The organism is Burkholderia sp. PAMC 26561 (assembly GCF_001557535.2).
In the GTDB taxonomy this organism is placed as follows: domain Bacteria; phylum Pseudomonadota; class Gammaproteobacteria; order Burkholderiales; family Burkholderiaceae; genus Caballeronia.
In genome coordinates, this window is record NZ_CP014306.1 from 1,622,225 (window position 1) to 1,643,468 (window position 21,244).

At 54.9% G+C, this 21,244-nt stretch carries 18 protein-coding genes; 13 read left to right on the forward strand and 5 right to left on the reverse strand.

The annotated features are described in order from the left end of the window. Positions 1 to 144: 144 nt before the first annotated feature. Complete coding sequence (locus AXG89_RS42030) at positions 145 to 519, forward strand: hypothetical protein (protein ID WP_162916016.1); 375 nt, start codon at positions 145 to 147, stop codon at positions 517 to 519. A gap of 251 nt (positions 520 to 770) precedes the next feature. Beyond that, entirely contained in the window at positions 771 to 2,894 is a 2,124-nt protein-coding gene (locus AXG89_RS07670; protein ID WP_062168983.1) for a hybrid sensor histidine kinase/response regulator, read from the forward strand. 211 nt (positions 2,895 to 3,105) lie between these two features. Here AXG89_RS07670 and phaP read toward each other — a convergent pair whose 3' ends face one another. Continuing rightward, complete coding sequence (phaP, locus tag AXG89_RS07675) at positions 3,106 to 3,501, reverse strand: TIGR01841 family phasin (RefSeq protein ID WP_062168985.1); 396 nt, start codon at positions 3,499 to 3,501, stop codon at positions 3,106 to 3,108. Positions 3,502 to 4,311: 810 nt separating this feature from the next. Here phaP and AXG89_RS07680 point away from each other — a divergent pair. The 5 genes from AXG89_RS07680 to AXG89_RS07700 all read left to right on the forward strand — a co-directional run bounded on the left by AXG89_RS07680 (position 4,312) and on the right by AXG89_RS07700 (position 9,627). Further along, complete coding sequence (locus tag AXG89_RS07680; protein ID WP_062168993.1) at positions 4,312 to 6,210, forward strand: potassium transporter Kup; 1,899 nt, start codon at positions 4,312 to 4,314, stop codon at positions 6,208 to 6,210. A 748-nt stretch (positions 6,211 to 6,958) separates the two neighbouring features. Continuing rightward, positions 6,959 to 7,303 carry a response regulator gene (locus AXG89_RS07685; RefSeq protein ID WP_062168995.1) on the forward strand — a complete coding sequence of 115 codons (345 nt, stop codon included), beginning with the start codon at positions 6,959 to 6,961 and terminating at the stop codon, positions 7,301 to 7,303. 1,185 nt (positions 7,304 to 8,488) lie between these two features. Continuing rightward, entirely contained in the window at positions 8,489 to 8,758 is a 270-nt protein-coding gene (locus AXG89_RS42035) for a hypothetical protein (protein ID WP_162916017.1), read from the forward strand. 77 nt (positions 8,759 to 8,835) lie between these two features. Next, positions 8,836 to 9,240, forward strand: a complete 405-nt coding sequence (locus AXG89_RS42040; RefSeq protein ID WP_162916018.1) for a hypothetical protein — start codon at positions 8,836 to 8,838, stop codon at positions 9,238 to 9,240. Positions 9,241 to 9,336: 96 nt separating this feature from the next. Continuing rightward, the gene (locus AXG89_RS07700) at positions 9,337 to 9,627 is read left to right on the forward strand and encodes a helix-turn-helix domain-containing protein (RefSeq protein ID WP_062169002.1); all 291 of its coding nucleotides are present in this window, start codon (positions 9,337 to 9,339) and stop codon (positions 9,625 to 9,627) included. Positions 9,628 to 10,172: 545 nt separating this feature from the next. On the opposite strand, the gene AXG89_RS07705 is transcribed toward AXG89_RS07700, so the two are convergent. Further along, positions 10,173 to 10,370 (reverse strand): DUF3562 domain-containing protein, encoded by a 198-nt coding sequence (locus tag AXG89_RS07705; protein WP_082771366.1) that lies wholly within the window; start codon positions 10,368 to 10,370, stop codon positions 10,173 to 10,175. 392 nt (positions 10,371 to 10,762) lie between these two features. Here AXG89_RS07705 and AXG89_RS07710 point away from each other — a divergent pair, with 392 nt between their 5' ends. After that, a complete protein-coding gene (locus AXG89_RS07710) occupies positions 10,763 to 11,275 on the forward strand; it encodes an arsenate reductase/protein-tyrosine-phosphatase family protein (RefSeq protein WP_062170409.1) in 513 nt (170 codons plus the stop codon). Positions 11,276 to 11,368: 93 nt separating this feature from the next. After that, complete coding sequence (locus AXG89_RS07715; protein WP_162916019.1) at positions 11,369 to 14,227, forward strand: putative bifunctional diguanylate cyclase/phosphodiesterase; 2,859 nt, start codon at positions 11,369 to 11,371, stop codon at positions 14,225 to 14,227. Here AXG89_RS07715 and AXG89_RS42045 read toward each other — a convergent pair. Further along, on the reverse strand, positions 14,211 to 14,435 hold the full coding sequence (locus AXG89_RS42045; RefSeq protein WP_162916020.1) for a hypothetical protein: 225 nt from the start codon (positions 14,433 to 14,435) through the stop codon (positions 14,211 to 14,213). The genes AXG89_RS07715 and AXG89_RS42045 overlap by 17 nt on opposite strands. Before the next feature lie 298 nt (positions 14,436 to 14,733). Here AXG89_RS42045 and AXG89_RS07720 point away from each other — a divergent pair, with 298 nt between their 5' ends. Further along, a complete protein-coding gene (locus AXG89_RS07720) occupies positions 14,734 to 16,281 on the forward strand; it encodes a methyl-accepting chemotaxis protein (RefSeq protein WP_062169006.1) in 1,548 nt (515 codons plus the stop codon). 49 nt (positions 16,282 to 16,330) lie between these two features. On the opposite strand, the gene AXG89_RS07725 is transcribed toward AXG89_RS07720, so the two are convergent. Then, on the reverse strand, positions 16,331 to 16,978 hold the full coding sequence (locus tag AXG89_RS07725; RefSeq protein ID WP_062169008.1) for a ParB-like protein: 648 nt from the start codon (positions 16,976 to 16,978) through the stop codon (positions 16,331 to 16,333). A 464-nt stretch (positions 16,979 to 17,442) separates the two neighbouring features. Between AXG89_RS07725 and AXG89_RS07730 the strand changes: the two genes are divergently transcribed. The 3 genes from AXG89_RS07730 to AXG89_RS07740 all read left to right on the forward strand — a co-directional run bounded on the left by AXG89_RS07730 (position 17,443) and on the right by AXG89_RS07740 (position 20,618). Further along, entirely contained in the window at positions 17,443 to 17,667 is a 225-nt protein-coding gene (locus AXG89_RS07730) for a hypothetical protein (protein ID WP_062169010.1), read from the forward strand. A gap of 100 nt (positions 17,668 to 17,767) precedes the next feature. Continuing rightward, entirely contained in the window at positions 17,768 to 18,079 is a 312-nt protein-coding gene (locus AXG89_RS07735) for a hypothetical protein (protein ID WP_162916021.1), read from the forward strand. A gap of 286 nt (positions 18,080 to 18,365) precedes the next feature. Further along, a complete protein-coding gene (locus AXG89_RS07740) occupies positions 18,366 to 20,618 on the forward strand; it encodes a hypothetical protein (RefSeq protein ID WP_062169014.1) in 2,253 nt (750 codons plus the stop codon). Between the two features lie 114 nt (positions 20,619 to 20,732). On the opposite strand, the gene AXG89_RS07745 is transcribed toward AXG89_RS07740, so the two are convergent. Further along, the gene (locus tag AXG89_RS07745; RefSeq protein WP_069638340.1) at positions 20,733 to 21,161 is read right to left on the reverse strand and encodes a hypothetical protein; all 429 of its coding nucleotides are present in this window, start codon (positions 21,159 to 21,161) and stop codon (positions 20,733 to 20,735) included. Between the last annotated feature and the right edge of the window lie 83 nt (positions 21,162 to 21,244).

The window sequence follows — 21,244 nt, forward strand, 5'->3', positions numbered from 1 at the left end:
CCGTCCCAATGCAAGCCAGAGTGTCGCCGGTGAAGAAGTTTTTGTAAAAGTAAATAATCGCAGTTTGACGAGCTTTATGGCCCTCGTTTGAGTGGAGACGAACACGCACGATGTCAATTGCATCGGCTGCAACCATCCCCTCTCGTGGCACGCTACCCCTGTCGCTGGCAGTTCCGCCTCGAAGCCCAACGTAGTTCGTTATGCATCACAATAGCGGTACAACCTCAAAGTAAGGAGAAGCGAAATGCCGACTGTTTCGATGCTGCTGCTACGCATGGCGGGATGCTATCCACCGAGGGAATTGCCGAAATTTTGAACGTCTCTTGTCCGTACGTCGTCATGCTGGTCGATTCCGGTCAACTAGGCGTAGTGGCGAGAGCAGAAGACGGGAAACGACGAATCCCAGTCGCGGCGGTCGAAGCTTATCGCACCGAGCAAACCACTCGAAGCCGCAATGCGCTGGATGAGCTCGCTGCTCTTTCCCAAGGAATCGGCCTCTACAACACCCACAAACGCTAGAGCTGAACTGCCATGTCCCGGTGGAACCTTATTGGGGACTACTACCCCGTGAACGCATAAATGCTTTGCTGAATGTCATCAAAATCGCGGAAGAAGTGAACCGCCGGCCTGTTATATTGCTTCGGCCATGAACGGGAATATGCTAAGTGCTTATAAGAATTAAACCGTAAGCTTGGGACACGCAACTCTTTCAATTTCACCCACTGAATTGCGGAGATGGCTTGCTAGTTCCACATAAAGAAGAAGGCTTAATGCTGCCTTCACGTAGCTTCTTGGCTACTCGCCGAATTCTGTATGCCGCGCTCGCAATATCGACCGTGGTCCCTTTGGTCCTGGTGACTTCGTACGGCTACTACGATTACCACCGTCGCTTTGCGGACGCGAACGATTTGGTTGACCGAAATTCCCGTGTTGCCGACGAGCAGGCTTTGAAAGTCGTAGACCTAAATCGCGAGATGGGGGCGCGGATAGTAGAGCTGCTGGGAGAAGGCGATGACATGACACTTAAGGATAGCGAAGATGTTATCCATCGTCGGCTTGAAACAATAGGGGGTGCGTTCGCTCAAGTCGCCGCGATTTCAGTTATTGGGAAAAACGGAGCGCTTCTTGCGAGCAGCAAACACTATCCTGTACCTTCCGTTTCGATTGAGGACAGAGAGGATTTCGTCGCAGCGCGGAACATCAGGCCCGAGCCATACTTTTTGCTGCCTGTGCTCGGCAAAATTTCGCAAACCGACGTGTTCACGACCAACATGGGACGCTCAAGCTATGACGGAACGTTTCTCGGCCTGGTGTCAATCGCACTGAAAAGGGAGTACTTCCAAAGTTTCTACAACGAACTTGCGAATGACGACGCATCGGTCAACATCGCACTTTATCGACAAGATGGCGGGGTTTTAGTCCAATACCCCGATACGAAGCCGACACCGCTAGGCACGGCATCGAATTCGGCTTTCGCGACGGCTCTGCAACACAATGCGCCATTTGGTCAGTTACAGGTAGTGTCGTCCGTCGATGGCTTGGAGCGGGTCGTCGCATTCCGGCGCGTCGGCGACTACCCTCTTTATGTTGCCAGTGGCTACGAGACGCACGCGATAACGTCCCAATGGCGTGAGCATTTTACCTTTATCCTTCTCCTGACGGCGCTGCCCTGTTTAGGCATTTGGCTGCTCGTGGGGTTCTCGCTGCGTCGACTGGAAGCCGAAAAGAAGGCTTGGAACAGTTGGCAGGCCGAGGCCGTCAGGCGAGAACAGGCCGAAGCTTCGTCGCGCCAGCTACAGCGGATGGGCGCGCTCGGAAATTTGTTTGCAGGTATCGCCCACGATTTCAACAATCTGCTTATGGTCGTGTCAACAAATGTCGCCTTGGCCGCAAGCAAGCGGTTCACTCATGTGGAAAGAGAGGTTCGTGCTGTGCAACGAGCTGCGCTGGGCGCAGAACCTCTTGCTCGGCGACTCATGAGTGTGACTCGGAAGCAGCCACTCAAGCTTGAAACCGTGGACCTCTCGACATGGTTACCGGCTGTACAGAATCTCATCGCAACCGCGCTGGGCGGGCGCGTCCAGTTGACCCTCACGGTTCCTCATGACATTTGGAAAGTCTGCGTCGATAAGACCGAATTAGACTCGGCCATCGTCAACATTGCAGTGAACGCAAAAGATGCCATGCCTAACGGCGGACGCTTTATTGTTCGATGCCAGAATTTGCAGCTCTCCGCCACCGACAGTCTGTCCTTGAGCGGAGAATACGTCGCATTATTCTGTTCCGATAACGGCGATGGAATGAACGCCGACGTTCTTCGGCGAGCGTTTGAGCCGCTTTTCACCACCAAAGCGCAAACAGCGAGCACTGGCCTCAGATTAGCGCAAGTTCTTGCTGCTACTGAGCAGGCAGGTGGCGCCGCACGTATTGAGAGCCGCGCCGGAAAAGGAACTACCGTTAGATTGTACCTGCCGCGCCATCACGTAAAATCGACGGCCCAACCAACCGTTCATGTCCCCGATACCTTGAAGATTGTGGGCGAAACATCCGTACTCTTGGTAGAAGACAATGTTGAAGTGGCAGCTGGCGTTTCGGCGGTCCTCGAGATGCTTGGATGCATCGTCAGGCATGAAGTAACTGCCGACAACGCCGCTACGATTTTGAACGGCGGGATGACGTTTGACCTCATCTTGTCTGACATTCAGATGCCTGGAACGATGAACGGCATCGACCTTGCTGAGCACGTACGCAGCACTTGGCCAGCACGGAAGATAGCGCTCATGACGGGATATGCCGACGAGATTGACCGTGCGAAGCACGCCGGGGTGAAAATCTTGGCAAAGCCATTTGACTTGGACGAGCTCGAAACGCTCGTTGCAGAAAGCCATGGGTGAATCCGGAATGAAAAATTTGGGCCATGCTATTGCTGGCGCGGGGATAGGTCTTACCCGTGTGGTTTCGACACTGCATTGCGGCATACCGGAGGTTCGACAGGTAGAAGCGAGCGACGCTTACATCTATTGAAGGATTTTTTCTGCGCGCTCGTCGATTAAATCGGCCGCCGGCGCGGCTCACCTATCCAGATTCATCGGCGCCGTTCCCCTTCTACGTCGTAGCAATAATGACAGTCGATTCAGTGCTCAACTTGTCTGCCACCCGTTGGCCGTCGCGTTGCGCCCGTTCAAGCTTTGACACAACAGCGGCAGTCGCTTCGCTTTGCGCACCAGAGAATATTTCCTGCACCTGTCGACCGTAAATCGCCGCTTTCTCGGCCGATGCCTTGGCTGTGTTCGCCGAAAGCGCTATCAGCTCCTGCGGACTTTTTGACGCGAGTGCGGTCTCCCAGATAACTTGATTCTCAGCAAGCGCGGTCTTTAGCACCTGCATGTTTAACTTAAAGAGCCTCTCGAGGACGCTGGAAGAAGTATTTGAAAGCTCGAACAAGTTGCTGAAGTTCGTCGCTTGACCTGGGATGAGTTGCTGAAAACTCGTTGCGTTCATGGCTGTCCCATAAAAGCAGCCGCCGAAACGGCTCAAAATTGCCGCGCTGACGGTTGCGGGTGATGTTGAATTGTGCGGTGTAGCAATTCAGTCTACGGCAATTAAGCTTCAAGTCAAACGTCATATGTTGAACGCTCGTTCGCGAAAACACGTCGTTGTGACAGGTGTGGCCAAGAACAAAACCTAGCCCCGGCGTGGGATGTCAAGGTTGCCGCTGTTGGGCAACAAAGCCTGCTTTTTGTTGCAGCCGTCAGCAGCTTCGCCATCGGGCTTGCAAGTAATTCGCCGCGTCAAATGTGGCAGGCGCTATAAAAACGTGCGCGTGCAAGCCCGCAGGTCCAATTCCGGCTCCCGGATGGGCATAGCTTCTCCCATCAGTCGCATGTAGCATCTGCTCTCACCGGCCTACAAGACAACACCGTCTTCATGGGTAAACGGCGACGGCCGGCAAGCGGATATTGACCTGTGCCACGCCCCGTGCCAGCACTGCACACCTCGTCCACTCCACCGTGCAGCGCGACGATATGCTGCACGACAGCCAAACCGATTCCCAGGCCGCCGTCGCTGCGCCCCAGCGCACTCAGTCGCCTGAGAGAGATTCTTTCCCATGAGTGCGTCCTTTCTTTACAGGAGTCGTCGAGCGTCCTGGACGAACGGACGGCCATCAAGTTAGGGGTGCCCTAGGCGGCAGTAACTCCACGATTCGCGTCCCAAAGTCGCGACCGATTTCGTTGGCCCGTTCTACAGGAATCGAGTAGCCTAAGCGCCTCCTCGCAGAGCAGTTACGACCATCAACGGGACGAAAGCCATATGTCAGTATCAGTTGCAAACACTCCTGGTAAGACGGTTGAAGCAGCGCCCGGGTTGGTTCTCGGTGCCGTTGGCGTAGTCTTTGGAGACATCGGAACAAGTCCGCTTTACACGCTCAGGGAGTGCCTGAAGGCAGCCGGCGGTGTTACCCAGCCTAACGTCTTTGGCATCGTATCGCTGATTTTGTGGTCGATTGTCATCGTGGTTACGCTCAAATACGTAAGTTTCGTGATGCGCGCGGACAACGACCGGGAAGGCGGCATTCTTGCTCTCACGGCGCTCGCATCTGGCGTGGCACCAGCAAAATTGCGCAACGTCCTGCTGACGCTGGGCGTATTCGGCGCCGCCATGTTTTACGGTGACTCCATGATTACGCCGGCAATCTCGGTCATCTCGGCAGTGGAAGGCGTGACGCTCATCGACGCGAACCTGACTCGTTGGATTGTCCCTATCTCCCTCGTCATCCTCACTGGCTTGTTCGCCATTCAGAAGCGCGGCACTGGCGCGGTAGGGAAAGTGTTCGGTTCCGTTATGGTGGTCTGGTTCATCACCCTCGCTGCGCTTGGCGTGCTTCATATTGCTCAGCATCCAACCATCCTCATGGCGGCTTCTCCTACCTATGCGATGAACTTTGTTGCCCATAATCCCGGCACTGCGTTTGTTGTACTCGGTTCTGTTTTCCTGGCGCTTACGGGTGGCGAGGCCCTGTACGCTGACATGGGCCACTTTGGTAAAAAGCCGATTCGACTGGCTTGGGTGTTCCTCGTGTGGCCGAGTCTCGTGATGAATTACTTTGGTCAAGCGGCGCTCGTGCTTTCGAACCCGAAGGCGGTGCAACAACCGTTCTTTGGGTCGGCGCCCGACTGGGCACTCGTGCCGCTTGTCATTTTGGCAACGGCTGCGACCATCATCGCGTCCCAAGCGGTCATCTCCGGGGCGTTTTCGATGACCAAGCAAGCCGTGCAGCTCGGCTTTCTGCCCCGCATTCCAATCGTCCATACATCGACACATGAAATTGGACAGGTCTATGTCCCATTCATTAACCTCTCACTGTTCGCAGCTGTCGTGTTCTTGGTGGTGTTCTTCAAATCGTCCGATAACTTGGCATCTGCGTATGGCATCGCGGTGGCATCGACAATGCTTCTGACGACGCTGCTCATGTATTTCATCACCCATTGCTTGTGGCACTGGAAGCCATTGACGACAGCTCTAGTGATAGGCCCGCTTGCCATCGTCGACGCGGTTTTTGTATCGAGTAACGTAAGCAAGGTGCTGGATGGCGGGTGGTTCCCTCTGTTAGCGGGAGCTGCGTTATTCACGGTGATGACGACCTGGCATCGCGGCCGTGAGACGCTCATTGAGCGGATGAAGGCCGAGAATCTGCCGCTCAAAGACATCATCCATTCCTTATGCAGAAGTAGTCACCCGCCTGCACGCGTTGAAGGCACCGCCGTCTTCCCAGGCGGTGTAGCCGGCATGACCCCAACCGCGTTCATGCACAACCTGAAGCATAATCGCGTGCTGCATCAGACCAATATTTTCCTGGCTGGTACCACGGATAATGTACCTTACGTGAAAGAGGCCGACAAGGCGGTAGTGGAGGACCTTGGCGACGGATGTTATGCCGTCACGGTACGCCACGGCTTCATGGAAATTCCGGACGTCCCGGCCCTCTTGTCGCTGGTCGAAAAACGGATACCCGGCTGGACTTACGACGTCGGCGATACGTCTTTCTTTTTGGCTCGCGACACCATTCGCGCGACCGGCGAAAGCAAGGTCATGGCGCTTTGGCGCGAAAAGCTATTCGCGTTTCTCGGCCGCAATTCGGCGCAAGCCGCCGAGTACTACAGCCTGCCGCCAAACCGTGTTGTAGAGATGGGTGGCCAGATAAACATTTAACGACGTCTTGCGTGGCAGTGCGACGCGACGCGGCAGTTTCGGCCTACATCACCGAAAACTACTAGAACGTCGGAGGGTCACTCGAATCCGTGTCGAGCAACTCGGGATGCAACTGGACATGCAAGAGAACGAACCACCGCCTTGGACATGTCGAGGCGATGGAAGTGATGCGAGGAGGAGCCGCCTGCAAAGCGCGCAAGTTGGTGCGGACGCGGGCCAGCAATGGCGTGGCTCGCGAGCGTTCGCGACCGAAGCAAGTTCCTAGTAGCGGCAAGCTCGATACCGCGAAACCAGCGCTGGGAACGATTCAAGTCGCACAAGCGGTACTCTCGCCAATAATGCGGTCGCGTCGACAAAAGGAACTGGGAAGAAAACATTCCCTTCGAAGAGGCGACCGCAGCGAAGTTAGCTCGAGGTAAAAAAGGTCACAGTTAAAAGGCTGCAATGCCGGCGTTAGAAAGGGCGCGGCCGAGATGCGCCGGCGCACAAGAGGCTGCCGCCAATGTAACGGCGAAGCAGCCTGACAACGCGGCCGAACCGGAATTGGTGGATGCGACCAATAGCATCTAACAACGTGAGCGCTCGACAAGCGAGCAACTTGGAACTAGCGCACGCATCGCACTTATCACGATATGATAAGTGCCCTACGTTTTATTTGATTTTAGTCCAGCAGTATGTCCTCACGCATCAAACGGACGAAAACGAGTGAGCATTATCACGAGGAAGTACCAACCTTGGAGAGCGAATTTTGAAAGTTCTATTTGTCGACAACGATAGGGGGTCTGCCGACAGCCTAGCCGCGCTCGCTGAGGCGATGGGGCACCAAGTTGCCACCGCTTACGATGGCGCAACAGCGCTGGAAACTGCACGTAATTCGACATTCGACCTGATACTCCTCGACATCCACCTCGGGGAATCTGACGGCAGGAAGGTTTGCGCAGGCATTCGCCACGATGGACTGTCGAAGCAATCGCAGATAATTGCTATAACGGGGCACGTCGGCCTTGAAGATACACTCAGTCTCGGAGATTTCAACGGGTATGCGCTTAAGCCGGTTGAATTCGACCGGCTCGAAGAATTGCTCACGTCATAGCGACGTCGGAGCCATTGGAACGTCAGCCGCAATTCGAGCTGAAGATGCGCGCTTGCCGAGACTGTGACGTTGCCGGGTGAATGAATGCGTTAGATAATTGCGAGCGCCGAGAAATTGGTCGAGGCACCTGCAACGCGGCCGGAATACTTCGTCCGGCGCAGCTTTCCTGTCCATATAACATTAGCGCCCGGCTTTGACGCGACACAGATTCGCCTGAAGGCGACGTCCACGGAAATGTCGACGAAAAGCGTGAGCGAAAGCATTGGCATGGCGAGGTCAGTTCGTTCATAACGTGGCCCACTAGACATATCCATATCCCGGCCTTGCCGCGCGCGTCTTGACGTGCTTCGCATGGTGAGCACGCTCATTGTAAGACTTTCTGAGGCGTTGGCATACGTGGGCTTGCGCACCACCCTGCTATCAGCATTTTAAATCCGCTCGGCGATGCCGTCGACCATACTGCACGCTACCTAAAACGACCGGCTTGGAAATTAAAAACCCTTTTGCTAGATATGTCTTTCAACATCTACGTCCGTTACAGAGTCTGGTCGACATACAAAAGCCATGTTTGGTAGAGGCTCTTTTGAATTGAGCCTTCGCAATCGCCCAAGGCTGCCCTTGTTCAAGACGCATGCTTCAGCGGCAGAATAAATATGACTCAAGTCAGCCTCGCAGCAAACCGAATTGTCGCCGTGTCCGAACGGGGCCACGTAGGAAACCAACTACGTCAGCCGTTCGGCTTCCGCAAGTCCGGAACAGCGCCCAATTCGCGCGGTTCAACGGCGGTGGACGGAGGTCGAGCTAACACTCGCTTACAACGACGTTCATAGCGCAGTCCACCGCCGCTCTCGCACTGCGTTAACTATCAAAGCCTCCAATTCCGTGAATAGCGGTCTGAGGTGCGAGTTTTGGCGTTCAGACTTTGACCGCGTGGGGCTTGTTGTTTCCAACCTTGAAGGAGCCTGGCCGTGCAACATAAATACCTCGCGTCTGCTCTAGCATGCGTCGCGCTCAGTCTTCCGGGTTTAGCTCTGGCAGGCGCAGATATAGGCGTCTACTTTGGCGGACCTGGACCCATCTACGCTCCGCCGCCCGTGTATTACGCGCCACCGCCCCCGGTATATTATGCGCCACCGCCGCCTGTCTACTACCAGCCTCCGCAGCAGGCATATTACGGTCCCCCGCGTGAACATATATATGGCGGTTATGGCGACGGGGACGGGTATCGCGGTGGGCACGACCGGGACCGTCACTGGGACGGCGACGGCGGTGGTTGGCGCCAACGCGACGGACACCAGGACCACGATGGCGGACGCAAAGACTGGCGCGGTGAACGTGACTGAGTCTTGCCGGTCCGATGGCAAGCGCGATAGCCACCTATCTCGAGGGTCACCCTTGGATGCCGAGTCGCTCGCCAGCAGTGAACGGACGGGCGATTCATCCGCCGGCGTCTGAACGTTGCCTTCTCACATTCGCGGTCGTCAGTATGCTTGTCGCGCTACATCGTCATAACTCGGTCCTCGCCAGTAGATTTGGCAAAGCAAGCGAGCCTTGTAGCCGCTTTTGTATTACGCGACGACCGCATTATTGAAAGTGTTGCTCCCTCTGAGTATCTACCTAAACTTGAAGAGGAAAACTCAACAACACCACCGATTGCTGCAGAACGACTGGACAAATACCTGCGCTCCCATTTCCTCAAACCAGCGCTGCCGCGCGGCGACTCGTTTGAAGGTTTCGCGCCGAACAGGCAGCGCCGACTTCTGGAGTTGATTGACAGGCAATGGGGAAACGGGCGTACCTCTGGGGAAGCTCTCGAAGATGACGCTTACGAATCGGACGAGCCGACACTCGAGGCTCATTTGACTATCGCCGCCGGCTCAGGCTTCACTAGTCCGCACAGCTTAATGCGGGTTTGCCAGATTTCGGCTGCCCCGTAATTCCACGTTCGACAGTCTCCCGCTTTGACATTCGAGACCTTGGTTTCTTCGTTTTGCAGCACAATGGACGCTGACTCTAGGGTTTGGAGAAGTGCAATGCCAACTGATTTCGATGCCTCCGGCCCTTTGGTTCCGGATGACCGGACGTTGTCCGTCGACGACGTCGCCAAAATTTTAAACGTCTCTCGTCCATATGTCGTCGCGCTGGCGGACTCGGGCCAGCTAGGCGTAGTGGTGAGAACAGAAGACGGGAAACGACGAATCCGGGCTGCGGCGGTAGAAGCTTATCGCACCGAGCGAATCACTAGAAGTCGCGATTCACTGGATGAGTTAGCTGCAATCTCCCAAGGAGCCGGCCTCTACAACGCCGACAGGCGCGGGAGTTGAAATGCCAGATTCCAGTGACATAGGTTGTTTTGCTTTCAAGCTTGATGCAAAGAACCTATTCCAACGCGTGACAGCGGGGGTTTTTAAGCATGCTGGATTGGACTGCTAAATTTCGCCGCGAGACGCTGCGGCTTTGCACAGGGGTGACATCCGAACGCGACCAAACACAGCAGAATTGGACAATTTCCTCTCTGAAGCCTGCGCAATCGCAGTTTTGCATGGGCTCTGGCTGAGCTTCTAAATAGACGTAGAGGGTGTCCGGAGACTTCGCGTCGAAGCGATACAGGCGAGAGACTCTCAGTCTAAGGCCGGTGAGAAAACACGCGGCTGTCGATACTCGCGGCCAGTCGTGCTGACGCGTGGCCCATGCTGTGCCGGCACCTCTGGATTCGACTTTAATGCCGGCCACACATTGGTTAAACCGAAACTTCAACAGCGAAACTTGATGAGAATCACTTACATCGCACGCGTGAATTTCGAGATATAACGCACCCTGCCCCGTTTTAATCTTTATCTTGTGCGCGGCGTTTTTCAGTGTTGAGAAGTCAATGCAGTTGCGCCTCTTTTAGCCTGGAGCGAACGCGCTTAGCAGCGAAGAGCGGCACAAAGTCGTGGACAATCGCACCCTCGGCAAATTCTGCAAGCGCGTCCGCATACAACTTTCCAACGACCTCTGGCGGTGTGTTTGTCTCAGATGCGATTGAGCAAATGAGTTCGTTGTTGTCCGAGATAGTGGTCGTCACAAAGTCGCCTCAACTGGGATGCAGAAACGCAGTAAAAGCGAACCAGCCGTGGAAATCCAATCAATCGTGACTATGAAAAAGAAAGCGCGAGAGCGCCCGCCACACGCACGGCTTCTTTCGCCAACGACTTTGTTCATACAGCTTCACGCGCGCGTTGCATTCCCAATTCGGCGATGCTGCGACCGCTCTGTTGCCAGCACGTTAAAAGGAGGGGCTGTATCTCGTATTTTCTTCACGACATGATTCGGTTTATCCGCGCGTCACACCCATTCCTCAAAATCTGCAGGAAGGCGAATGCTCTAAAGCAATTCACTGCGCCGCTGTCATCGCATTGAAAAATTCGTCTTGTAATATTTTTGCAATATAAGGCCCTCAGTCTTTCGGACAGCACTATGCGCGACAAGCTAAATGTTTTGTTTCTTTGCCGCGCGAATGCCGCGCGCAGCGTCATGGCGGAGGCGCTATTGCGCGAACTTGCCGGCGACCGATTCAACGCTTTCAGTGCGGGTGTTATGCCTGCGTTGAAAATCCACAGGCTGACTCTCGAGCGACTTAAGTCAACCATCTCGAATCTGGAAGTATTGCGCCCAAAAAGCTGGATAGAGTTTTCCAGCAAGTCGTCGCCTAGCATGGACGCAATCATTGCATTGAGCGACGAGGCTGTAGGAATAAATGCTCCCGTGTTTCCCGGGGCGCCCATATTTTCCCAATGGACGTTCCCGGACCCGCTGGTCGACTTCCTGACTGAAGATGCGCAAAAAATAGCATTTGAACAGGTCTACTTGCAGATTCTCCGTCGCATAAGCGTATTTATTACGCTGCCGCTTCAATCCATGACTGCTCATGAACAAGCGCGTGCGTTGAGTGAACCGCCCGACAGCGATGAAGAGACGCCCTACCGCTAGACAAGCCGTGCCGCCTAAATACTCGTTATGTACTCAAGAAAGAGTTGGTTCGTCCGTTAAAGCGGATGACCGACTTTGCGATAGGTGGAAGTAGTGAAGCATACAGATGCTCCCGCGACAAGCGCGGTAGATGCCGGACCGAACAAGAAACCAAGCCTGGGGAGGTACAAAAGTGCTTTGCCCCGCAAGATGGGCGCAGTGACTCTTATCGCCGTTATTTTTATCCTCTCAGCGATTGCCCTGAATACCGTCTTGGCCATACAGCAGACGCGCGAGGAGACCAACGTTCTCGCTGCTGTACAAGCATCGAGCGACGTGAAACACAATCTGGATGAGCTTCAACAGCTCCTTTTGGATGAACATTCTGAGCTGTATACCAACATAGGGACCATACCGTTTTATGAACGAGCACCCTATGTTTTTCCGCTCAATCAAATAGTTGAATTGAAGGAAAACGCACGTGTTGCGTGCAACGGTCGTGTTGGATGTGTTTTTCGCCTAGACGAACTTGACCGCATGGTGCATCAGTTGTCGCAGCGCAGCACGGCCATTGCGAAAGCCGTGGCGCAACGGCCCGCAAGCGTGAAGCTGAACGACACCGGTCTGGCCGAGCTCGATGCCTTCTTCTATAGTGTATTAGCAAAACTTATTGAAATCCGCGTTGATAATGATGCCGTAGCTGAAAAAGCGGTGACACATACGTCCTTAGATAGTCAACGAACGTCCAATATCCTCCTTGGTTCCGCGCTTTCCGCAGGTCTGATTCTTTTAGCGTTGCTCTTTCGGCTCGCACACAGCTCGCGCCGGCTCCGGGATGCGCTTCTAATTGCCGACAACGCTCGCCACGAACTCTTTCGCTCGAAGCAGACGCTTGAGTACGTTCTTGACCATATTCCGCAAGGTATAGCGTGGAAGGATTCGCAGCACCGCTACGGAGGAGGCAACGAAGTATTCGCACGTGACGCGGGACTCAAGTCGCGCACGGACTTGGCCGGCTTGACGGACGAGGACTTGCACTGGGGAAGTGACCCGGGTGTCGTCCAAGCAGAAGACTCGATGGTTATGGCAGGATTGCTTGCTATAAAGCACCGCGAGCGTGAAACGACGGCGGTGGATGGTTCGCAAGAATGGATTTCGGAGACGAAATTGCCGTTGCTTGACCCGGACGGCGTTGTCGTCGGTGTGCTGACAGCGTATGAAAACATCACGGCACGTCGTGGGGCCGAACTGACGCTCCGCCTTCAGGGCCGAGCCCTTGACGCGAGCGTGAATGGCATTCTTATCACCGAGCCACAAGCCGGTTCGCACGTGGTCCTTTACGCTAATGCGGCATTTGAACGGATAACTGGCTACAGAAACGACGAAGTCGTCGGGAAAGGATGCGACGAACTGTTTGGCATTGCTGGTGAGCCGGAGAAATGGGGACCGGTGAAGGCCGCGCTAGATGGTAAAACGGAGGCCAACGTCACTCTGTTATGCAACAATAAAACGGGTAATAAATTCTGGAACAACATCTTGGTTGCACCCGTTCGAGATGTGACCGGGGACGTGACCCACCATGTTGGGGTGATGAGCGACGTCTCCGCGCTTGTCAATTACCAGTCCGAACTTCAATACCAAGCTAGATACGATGCGCTTACCGGCTTGCCGAATCGGGCCGCGCTCGACGAACGCTTGCACGATGCGATTGCACGGGCTGGCGAATCCGGCACGGAGGTCTCGGTTCTATTTCTGGACCTAGACCGCTTCAAGGAGGTCAACGACTCGCTTGGACACCGCGTCGGCGATGCGCTGCTAGCGCAAATGGCCAAGCGTCTTGTTCAAGTCGTTGGGGAATCTGACCTCGTTGCACGTTACGGCGGCGACGAGTTCATGGTCGTTGCGGAGCATTCCGATGCGCTGCAGCTTGTACCAATGGTCAAGAGAATAATCGCTTCGATGACGGAGCCTCTCCTTGTGGCGCAGCAAGATTTGTACGTTGAGGTCAGCGTCGGCGTCAGCACCTTCCCACACGACGGCATCGATGCGGACACCCTCATTCGGAATGCAGATGCCGCCATGTATTTGGCCAAAGACAACGGTCGGAATGGTTACCAATATTATCGTCCTGAGCTCAACAGGGCCGCCGCCGACAAGCTTAAGCTTTCTACGAAGCTTCGCCGAGCGGTAAAAACAGGTTCGTTAGGCGTCGCTTATCAGCCTCAGATTGATATGGCGACCGGGCGACTTTGCGGTGCTGAGGCGCTTGCACGGTGGACGGATGACGAGCTGGGTGCTATCTCACCGGCGGTGTTCATCCCCCTTGCCGAAGAGAGCGGCCTTATCATTCAAATCGGAGAATGGGTGCTTCACGCGGCCTGTGCGCAGGCCCGAGCATGGCTCAACGTAGGCGTGGATTGCGTTCGGATGTCAGTGAACGTTTCGCCGGTTCAAATGGAGCGTTCTAACCTGGTTGAAACGGTGCGAAACGCACTCGATGTAACCGGGCTACCCGCGACAATGCTTGAGCTCGAAGTTACCGAAGGTGCGCTGATGCGTAATGTCGACGACGTAGCGCGCACGCTGCGTGAATTGCGAGCGCTCGGCATTCGAATCGCCATCGACGATTTTGGTACCGGTTATTCGAGCCTGAGCTATCTGAAGCGATTCAGCGTGGACCGACTCAAAATTGATAAAGCCTTTGTTCAGGAAATCGGAAGCGATGCGGAATATGAAGCGCTGACATTGGCCGTGATTGCGATGGCCGGTGCGCTCAACTTCGACATCATTGCGGAGGGCGTGGAAACCGAGGCGCAGCGCGACTTCCTTGTCGCCCACGGGTGCGCTCGTGGGCAAGGATTTCTTTTCAGCGCACCAATCACGGACTCGAACTTCGAGAGCTTTGCGCATGAAAAACGGTTGATTGCGCGAGGTAAGATGACCACGCAGCCATCGACTACGGCCTTGGCCTGAGCTTTTTTGCGCGTTGGTACCAAACATCCATATCTCGAAGCACGGTGATGTAGTCACCAATGTCTTCACTGGAAACCAATTGTGAAGCTGCCGCATTTGTCTCGTCCCACAGCCGCCCAAATTTCGCAAGTGCAACTGAGACGGGGATGTTTTCCGCCGATATGAGGATGAAATCAACGCGAAGTTCATGAGGTGTTCTGTTTTTCACAAATGCTCTTGGTAGTTTGTTTGGATAGAACTGCGCTCGAACGCATCCATTGAACAGGTCCGGCCGGTTTTTCGATGGAAGGTGCGACTTGAAACTGGCGCATAAACGCCCCACCAAATTCTGCCACAGCGGTGCACATTAGTGCCGCGCTTCGTCACAAAAGCTTCATTAAACATGCACTGAATAGCGCCGTTATCAGGTGCAAACGGTGCGGATAATTCGTTCCTCACCGACCCTACGGGCGCGGCCTGCAGATATGAAATCAGGTCGCCGAGCAGAGCCATTATCCTGGAATCAAATGCGCACATTTACGGTCAAAGCCCGCTTATCAGTCATTACTTTCGCGGTTGCAGGCGTTCTCATTGCGGTCGGCGGCGTTGGACTGTTCGGCGTTGCCCAAAGCAACGAAGCACTGCAGGATATCTATGAAGGACGAGCGAAAGCGCTTCAAAATATCTCGACCATCGACGAACTGGTTTCGGAAACGCATTTTGCCGTAAGCGATGCAGTGCTGGACCCTTCAGCGCAAAAGACTGAGGCAGTGGCACAAGCCACGAGTCAGCACGTCGGACGAATCGACGTGCTGCTTGCGGAATACTTGCGCAAGCCGTCTGACAGCTCCGAGCAGAAGCTTGCCGCTCGCTTCTCCTCCGACTGGCGTTCATTGCGCGATAAGGGGTTCGCGCCGACGACAAAGCTATTGCAAGCAAACAATCTCTCTGAGGCACAGTGGATTGTGACGCAACAGATTGAGCCAACAGCCAAGTTGGTAAAAGCTGAAGGTTCCGACCTACGGCAGCTCCAGCTCGTGGCGGCTCAACAGGAGTATGAGCACGCCAGAAACGTGAGCAAACTGGTTCAATGGTTCGTCGTCGGGTGCATAGCAGTAGGTGTTGGGCTGGTTGGTTTGCTTTGTGCGTCAATGGTTCGCGTCTTGTTTGCGCAGCTCGGCGGGGAACCGTCGACAGCAACTGCCGTCGCGCATCGGGTCGCTGGTGGAGATTTGTCGGTTGTTTTTGCCGTCAAGCCAAACGATACCTCAAGCATGATGCATGCATTGAGCTTGATGCAAAGACGGCTCGCGTCGATGGTAGGTGGAATTCAGGATGCGGCTGACACCATCGCGAGCACAACGTCCCACATCACAGCGGGCAATACCGCGTTGTCCAGTCGGACGGAAGAACACGCGGCGAGCATCGAGCAAACTTCAGCCAGCATGGAGCAGCTTGCGTCGACCGTGAAAGCAAACGCCGACCATGCTGAGCAAGCACGGGTCCTCGCGATGTCTGCCACGGATAAGGCGCGAGACGGCGACCGGGCGGTCTCAGACGCAGTTCAGCGAATGGGCAGTCTCGCTAAGCGCTCCGTGCAGATTCGTGAGATTACATCGGTCATTGAAGGTATTGCGTTTCAGACCAATCTTCTTGCCTTAAACGCAGCGGTCGAAGCCGCGCGCGCTGGTGAACAAGGGCGGGGCTTCGCCGTGGTCGCGCAAGAGGTAAGGGCTTTGGCCGGGCGCAGTTCAAATGCCGCAAAGGAAATCGCCACGTTGATAAACGATGTCACGAGCGAAGTTGACTCGAGCGGCGCGACCGTCCAATTGGCCGGCCGGACTATCGTCGAACTTCTTAGCTCGGTCACCGGCGTGGCTGGATTGGTCGACGCCATCGCCATAGCATCGCGCGAACAAAGCGTTGGTATCGACCAGATAAACGCTGCGGTGATTACGATGGACCGCATGACCCAACAGAACGCGTCGCTCGTTCAGGACGGGGCGACGACCGCGACCGAACTCGACGCACAAACCGAGCAACTGCGAAGCGCGGTGCAGATGTTCACGGTGTGAGAAGCAGCGAATCGCTTTTAAAGACGCACCATTTCGTCAGGCCGAAGGCTTACCTTTTCGCCGAGGTCTTTGGATTTTTGACTTTTGGTGCTGCGATAAATCCGGGAAGAACGAGGGCATCTGGGCTTTGAGCAAGATGAATGCCCTGAGCAACTGCCGCGTTGAGCTGAGATGGTGTCGTCCAAAGACGCACTCGCGTTCGAAAGAAATCCGCCCACTGGAATTCGGCGAACGGCTCCGGTGTCTTGTTGTAGCCGCCACCATTGCGCACGAACGCCGAGAGACTGCGATAGGGGTCGTCTATCAGTTCGGACACCTCTTTCGGAATCGCCGCGACACCGTGAAGAATGCCATGCTCATCGTAGGGATGCACCCAACGCTTACCAGCCATTTGAAGCCAGAATGCATCCCCCTCAAACTTCGATAGGTCAGCCATCACTTCGACATACGCATAATCGATTTTCGCATCGGACAGCGCGCGTGCGAGGTGATGATGGTCGGTCGCAAAGTGTGCCCCGTCCGGTCCGGCAACGGCGGGAATGGGGACCGCCTTCAAGGCGTCTTTTAGCGCGTTGCCTGATAACGATTCGTAATGCCTTCGCTTCTCATTCACCTCAAGGAGGCCCGCTGTGATTTGCGTGGGACGGATTTTGCGCAAATCCATTTTGATTGGCTGTGTCATAAGGTATTTTACCATCGACGGTTTCGTCTATAAATACCGAGCTTTTGAACTGCGCGGAATTTGCTCTACCGTGGCTCTGTCTTCATCCCTCGTCGCGCGTCTGAATCGGCCGCCGCATCACCTGTTACTTGCCGGTCGGCCAAAGCTCCGGAAAGCGCTGAGCAATCTTTAACGAATCGCGTTAACAAGGACGGGTTTTACATGACCGGAATCTACCATCTGTGCGTCTCGGCCTGCGCCTGCAAGACGTTCTGACTCGGCGCAGCGACTAAGCGAGTTCAGGTCGTTATGAGAATCAAAAAAAAATAGCAACCGCATTGCTATCCGCCGCGCTGGGTCCTCCGCGCATGCCCCACTGGATTTTTTGGCGGCTTGTCCACTGGTCTGCCGCGAAGTCATATCGTTTAGACTCTTGCCATGGTTTTTTTGAGCGCGGACCATGAAACATAGCGCCTTACGAATCAAGGAAATTTGCTTATATGAGTGACGGCTACGATGATTTACGCTACGTGGATATTGAATTGGACGGTGTTCGATACGAGGGGCGATTTCGGGTGTCCGGCCGCTCAGTCATCGTCTACTACGAAGCTGAAATCAAATTTGTCGATTTCGGCATGCACCGGCCGGAGACGGTTGCAAGATGGATGCTTTCCGATTTGGTTCGCCGCCCTCGGTCGGTGAAGAAGCGACCGGTTCGACGTTAAGGTAAAAGAAGCATTTGGTATGACAGGTTTACGCCACGCGTATTCACGGCCACCGGCTTTAAATAGTTTTTGCAGTTCTTGCAAGACGGTCGCAACGTTCATGGAGGAGTTACCTCCGGCACCTTTTGAAAGAGGACATATGCGGGGCGACGCGTCGAAACGCCAGCGAGCGGTTGAACAGATTGAGCACGAGTTCGCCGGCATGCTGCTACAACATTGGCACCCTGACATCGCGCGCCAGCGTTTCGAGGTGCTGTGGGACGAGGTCAATGTCGCCGCAATCAAAACGCTCGGTAGCGATGCGGGAAGTGCATATATCGCCTTGCTGATTCGTATGCAGTATGAATTCGACGAGCAATATCGTGGCGTTCATTGGCTCACGGTGAACTGTACCGGTCACAAAATCAGATAGGCTGGACACGTCTTCGAGCTGTCGTCCAAACGTCCGCAGCACCGAAGTGCCTGGCTTTGCATTGCCGTGAACCCCCGGACCAGCGCGCGCTCAAAAAATAGGCAGCCTCTTTTTTTCGATACGGCTCAACGGGTTACCGCACCATTACATTAGTTATCCCCAGCTTCTTGCACGTTATTTGTGGAGAATCATCCCCATCGTTTGGGTGCAAAGACTTCAGGACCGCATCGATAAGCTGTCACACAACCATGCGTCAATCTCCTGGTCAACAACGCAGGGGACGACCATGGACTTGCTTTCCAATCAGTTGAACTTCAAAAGCCTATCGATGAAGGACCTTCTCGAGGCTCGCGATGCGTATCACTGGCATCTGATGAACAAGGCAAACGTGGTCGCGACCGCCGTCGGCCTCTACCTTATACGCAAGTCGGAGCCATGGCCTAACGAAGGGTTTGCCCCGGCCGCGTCGTCAAGAGCGAAGGACGCCCGAACGTTCAGCAACTCGGAGGTGCGGCGCTATTCGTGGCCTTGCGTCATCGTGCTGGTCCGCGATTGGATAGAGTCAACGGAATTCGGTCATAACGGCGTCGACCCGGACCGTATGGTGCCCCGCACACTCTATCTCCCTGATGGCCGTTCAGTACCCGTTTGTGTGGTCGCCGTCGAACCGGCGACGGCTCATTTGGCGAAACCCGCAGACACCCGTTGGCCGCGTACCTACATCGGCGGTGGCTGCCCGATTGTTGCCGATGTCCAAGGCCAGCAGCATACCGCGAGTGTCGGATGCTTAGTCACAGATGGACACACAACATACGCGCTTACGAATCGCCATGTCTGCGGGCTTCCCGGCGAACGAATCAGTGCGAGGGTGAGGGGCGAATTAAAAGAGGTTGGCCGAGCCTCGGAAAAGCAAATAACCCGCGAAGCGTTCGCTTCGGTCTTTCCTGCGCTGCCGAGTGCCCGGACTTACCTGACGCTTGATGTAGGCCTCATAGAGGTCGACGATGTAAATGATTGGACCAGCCAGCCGTTCGGACTTTTAAACCCTGTCGGGGATATTGCGGACTTGAACGAACTCAATTTGGGGCTTCAGCTTATCGACCAGCCCGTCGCCGCGTTCGGCGCTGCGTCGGGCGCGCTTAGCGGAACAATCAAAGCGTTGTTTTACAGACATAAATCGATAGGCGGATATGACTTCATCTCGGAGTTCCTCATCGCTCCGGAGGACGGCGCTGTACAGACGCTACCCGGTGATTCCGGAACTGTATGGCATCTGCAAACTGTCGCGAATGGCAAGGAAACGATTCTTCGCCCGATGGCCGTTGAATGGGGTGGTCAAGCTTTAGTTGGAAACGACCGGGAGCGGTTCAACTACGCCTTGGCTACGGGGCTGGGCACCGTTTGCCAGCTCTTGGATGTGGACTTGATTCAAGGTCACAACACTGGTGCCAATCCCTTCTGGGGGCAGACAGGGCACTACAGCATCGCGACGGCAGCGATAGACCACGTCAAAAATGAAAAGCTGAAGGCATTTCTCACAGCGAATGTTGAACGCATCAGTTTTCCGCCTGACCAGCCCTCACCGGGTCAAATCCGCAAAGCGCTTGCTAATGGAGATTTTGTCGAGCTAGCGGACGTCCCGGATTTGGTCTGGAAGAAGGTGAAGAATAAAGTGCCTGGCGGACGGGACTATGCGCAAAACGCGGGGCCCGAGCATCCTAATCACTATGCGGATATTGATAAACCTGATGCGAACGGCACAACGTTGCGCGATTTGTCGCTGGAAAGCACGAACAACATGACTGTAGAAGTTTGGCAAAAATGGTATGAAGCGAATGGGAACACTGATGCCCGGTCGCAAGGCTTGCTGCCTTTTCGAGTCTGGCAGCTCTTCGATGAAATGGTTCTGCAGCTTCGCGAAGGCAACATATCTCAATTCCTTTGCGCCGCCGGCATCGTTTCCCACTACGTTGGTGATGCCTGTCAGCCGTTGCACGGCTCTTACCTTTCCGATGGTTATCGGGAACAGCAGCAACCGGGCGCAAAAACTTGGCCTGGCAAGGGCGTGCACGCAACCTACGAAGACAAGATGGTGGACCGATATTCGAGCCAGCTTTTAGCTGCGATACCAACGGCTGGGGATAACTTTCCGAAACTTCAAAGCGGCATTACCGCCGGGCAAAGCGCGGCGACCGCAACGGTTGAACTAATGGCTGCGGCGGCGACAGTGATTTCGCCCAAGGAACTATGTGATGAATACATCAGGTTGGGCGGCGGAAGTTCGGCTCGCGTGGTCGATGGACTCTGGAGCGCCTTCGGAGAAAAAACGGCCATCCTGATGGCTGGTGGCGCCCTAAGCCTCGCGGCGTTATGGGACGCAGCATTCAAGGTGGCGGCTGTCACGTGGCAAGAGAAGCCGGAGGCAATCGATGAAAAAGCGCTTGCCACCATTTATCAGGATGCAACCTTCGTACCCTCACATACGCTCGACAAAATCGGAACGGTGCTTTTGCCGATTCAGGCGGAAAATCAAAAGTGAAGGCCGAGGGGTTAGCTTGGCATCGCGGCTAACCCCCGGTCGAAGCCGACTCCGCTTGTCCGCAAACGTAGGCACCATCCGCTAAACGGCAATCGCGGCGTTGGGGCGATTTAACTATGCGTTGGCAGGCCGCCCAGTTTTAACCGCTTCAACCGCTGCCACGGCAGCGACGAGTTGTTCATCAGAAGCGCGTGCCAGAATTATCAAGCCTGCTCTGAGCAGTTCGCTCTTTTTGACGGTAACTCCGTTGTCGGCGCATTGCTGCTTCAGCGCCGCGATTTTTTCGTAGTCGGATTTCGGCATCGTGAAACTGTCGCGCACGACCTTCTCCTTCTTTGTCCGTTTCGGCTTCTTCACGACCGTGGATGCATCGTTGCTATTGGCCTGACCAACGTAAACCTCCGATGCTCCTATGTCAGTAGCATTATCGACGGCTGCCACTGCGGCTTTGTGCTTGCCGACTCGTGCTGGCGCTGCGCGAGGTTTGGTCTGAGGAAGCCGCGACGGCTTTTTGTTCGCTGCTTTAGTTATCGGGCCGGCCATAGGAACTCTCCTCAAGTAAGCTGTGAAAAGAGTATATACGGTTTAGTTGTTCGGTCAAATCTGAGCGTGCTCTCAACCGAAGC

Bases quoted from the DNA above. Each gene is read 5' to 3' on its own strand.
- AXG89_RS07670 (WP_062168983.1), top strand. From the start codon at position 771: ATGCTGCCTTCACGTAGCTTCTTGGCTACTCGCCGAATTCTGTATGCC.
- phaP (WP_062168985.1), bottom strand. From the start codon at position 3,501: ATGAACGCAACGAGTTTTCAGCAACTCATCCCAGGTCAAGCGACGAAC.
- AXG89_RS07680 (WP_062168993.1), top strand. From the start codon at position 4,312: ATGTCAGTATCAGTTGCAAACACTCCTGGTAAGACGGTTGAAGCAGCG.
- AXG89_RS07700 (WP_062169002.1), top strand. From the start codon at position 9,337: ATGCCAACTGATTTCGATGCCTCCGGCCCTTTGGTTCCGGATGACCGG.
- AXG89_RS07710 (WP_062170409.1), top strand. From the start codon at position 10,763: ATGCGCGACAAGCTAAATGTTTTGTTTCTTTGCCGCGCGAATGCCGCG.
- AXG89_RS07720 (WP_062169006.1), top strand. From the start codon at position 14,734: ATGCGCACATTTACGGTCAAAGCCCGCTTATCAGTCATTACTTTCGCG.
- AXG89_RS07725 (WP_062169008.1), bottom strand. From the start codon at position 16,978: ATGGTAAAATACCTTATGACACAGCCAATCAAAATGGATTTGCGCAAA.
- AXG89_RS07730 (WP_062169010.1), top strand. From the start codon at position 17,443: ATGAGTGACGGCTACGATGATTTACGCTACGTGGATATTGAATTGGAC.
- AXG89_RS07735 (WP_162916021.1), top strand. From the start codon at position 17,768: ATGGAGGAGTTACCTCCGGCACCTTTTGAAAGAGGACATATGCGGGGC.
- AXG89_RS07740 (WP_062169014.1), top strand. From the start codon at position 18,366: ATGGACTTGCTTTCCAATCAGTTGAACTTCAAAAGCCTATCGATGAAG.
- AXG89_RS07745 (WP_069638340.1), bottom strand. From the start codon at position 21,161: ATGGCCGGCCCGATAACTAAAGCAGCGAACAAAAAGCCGTCGCGGCTT.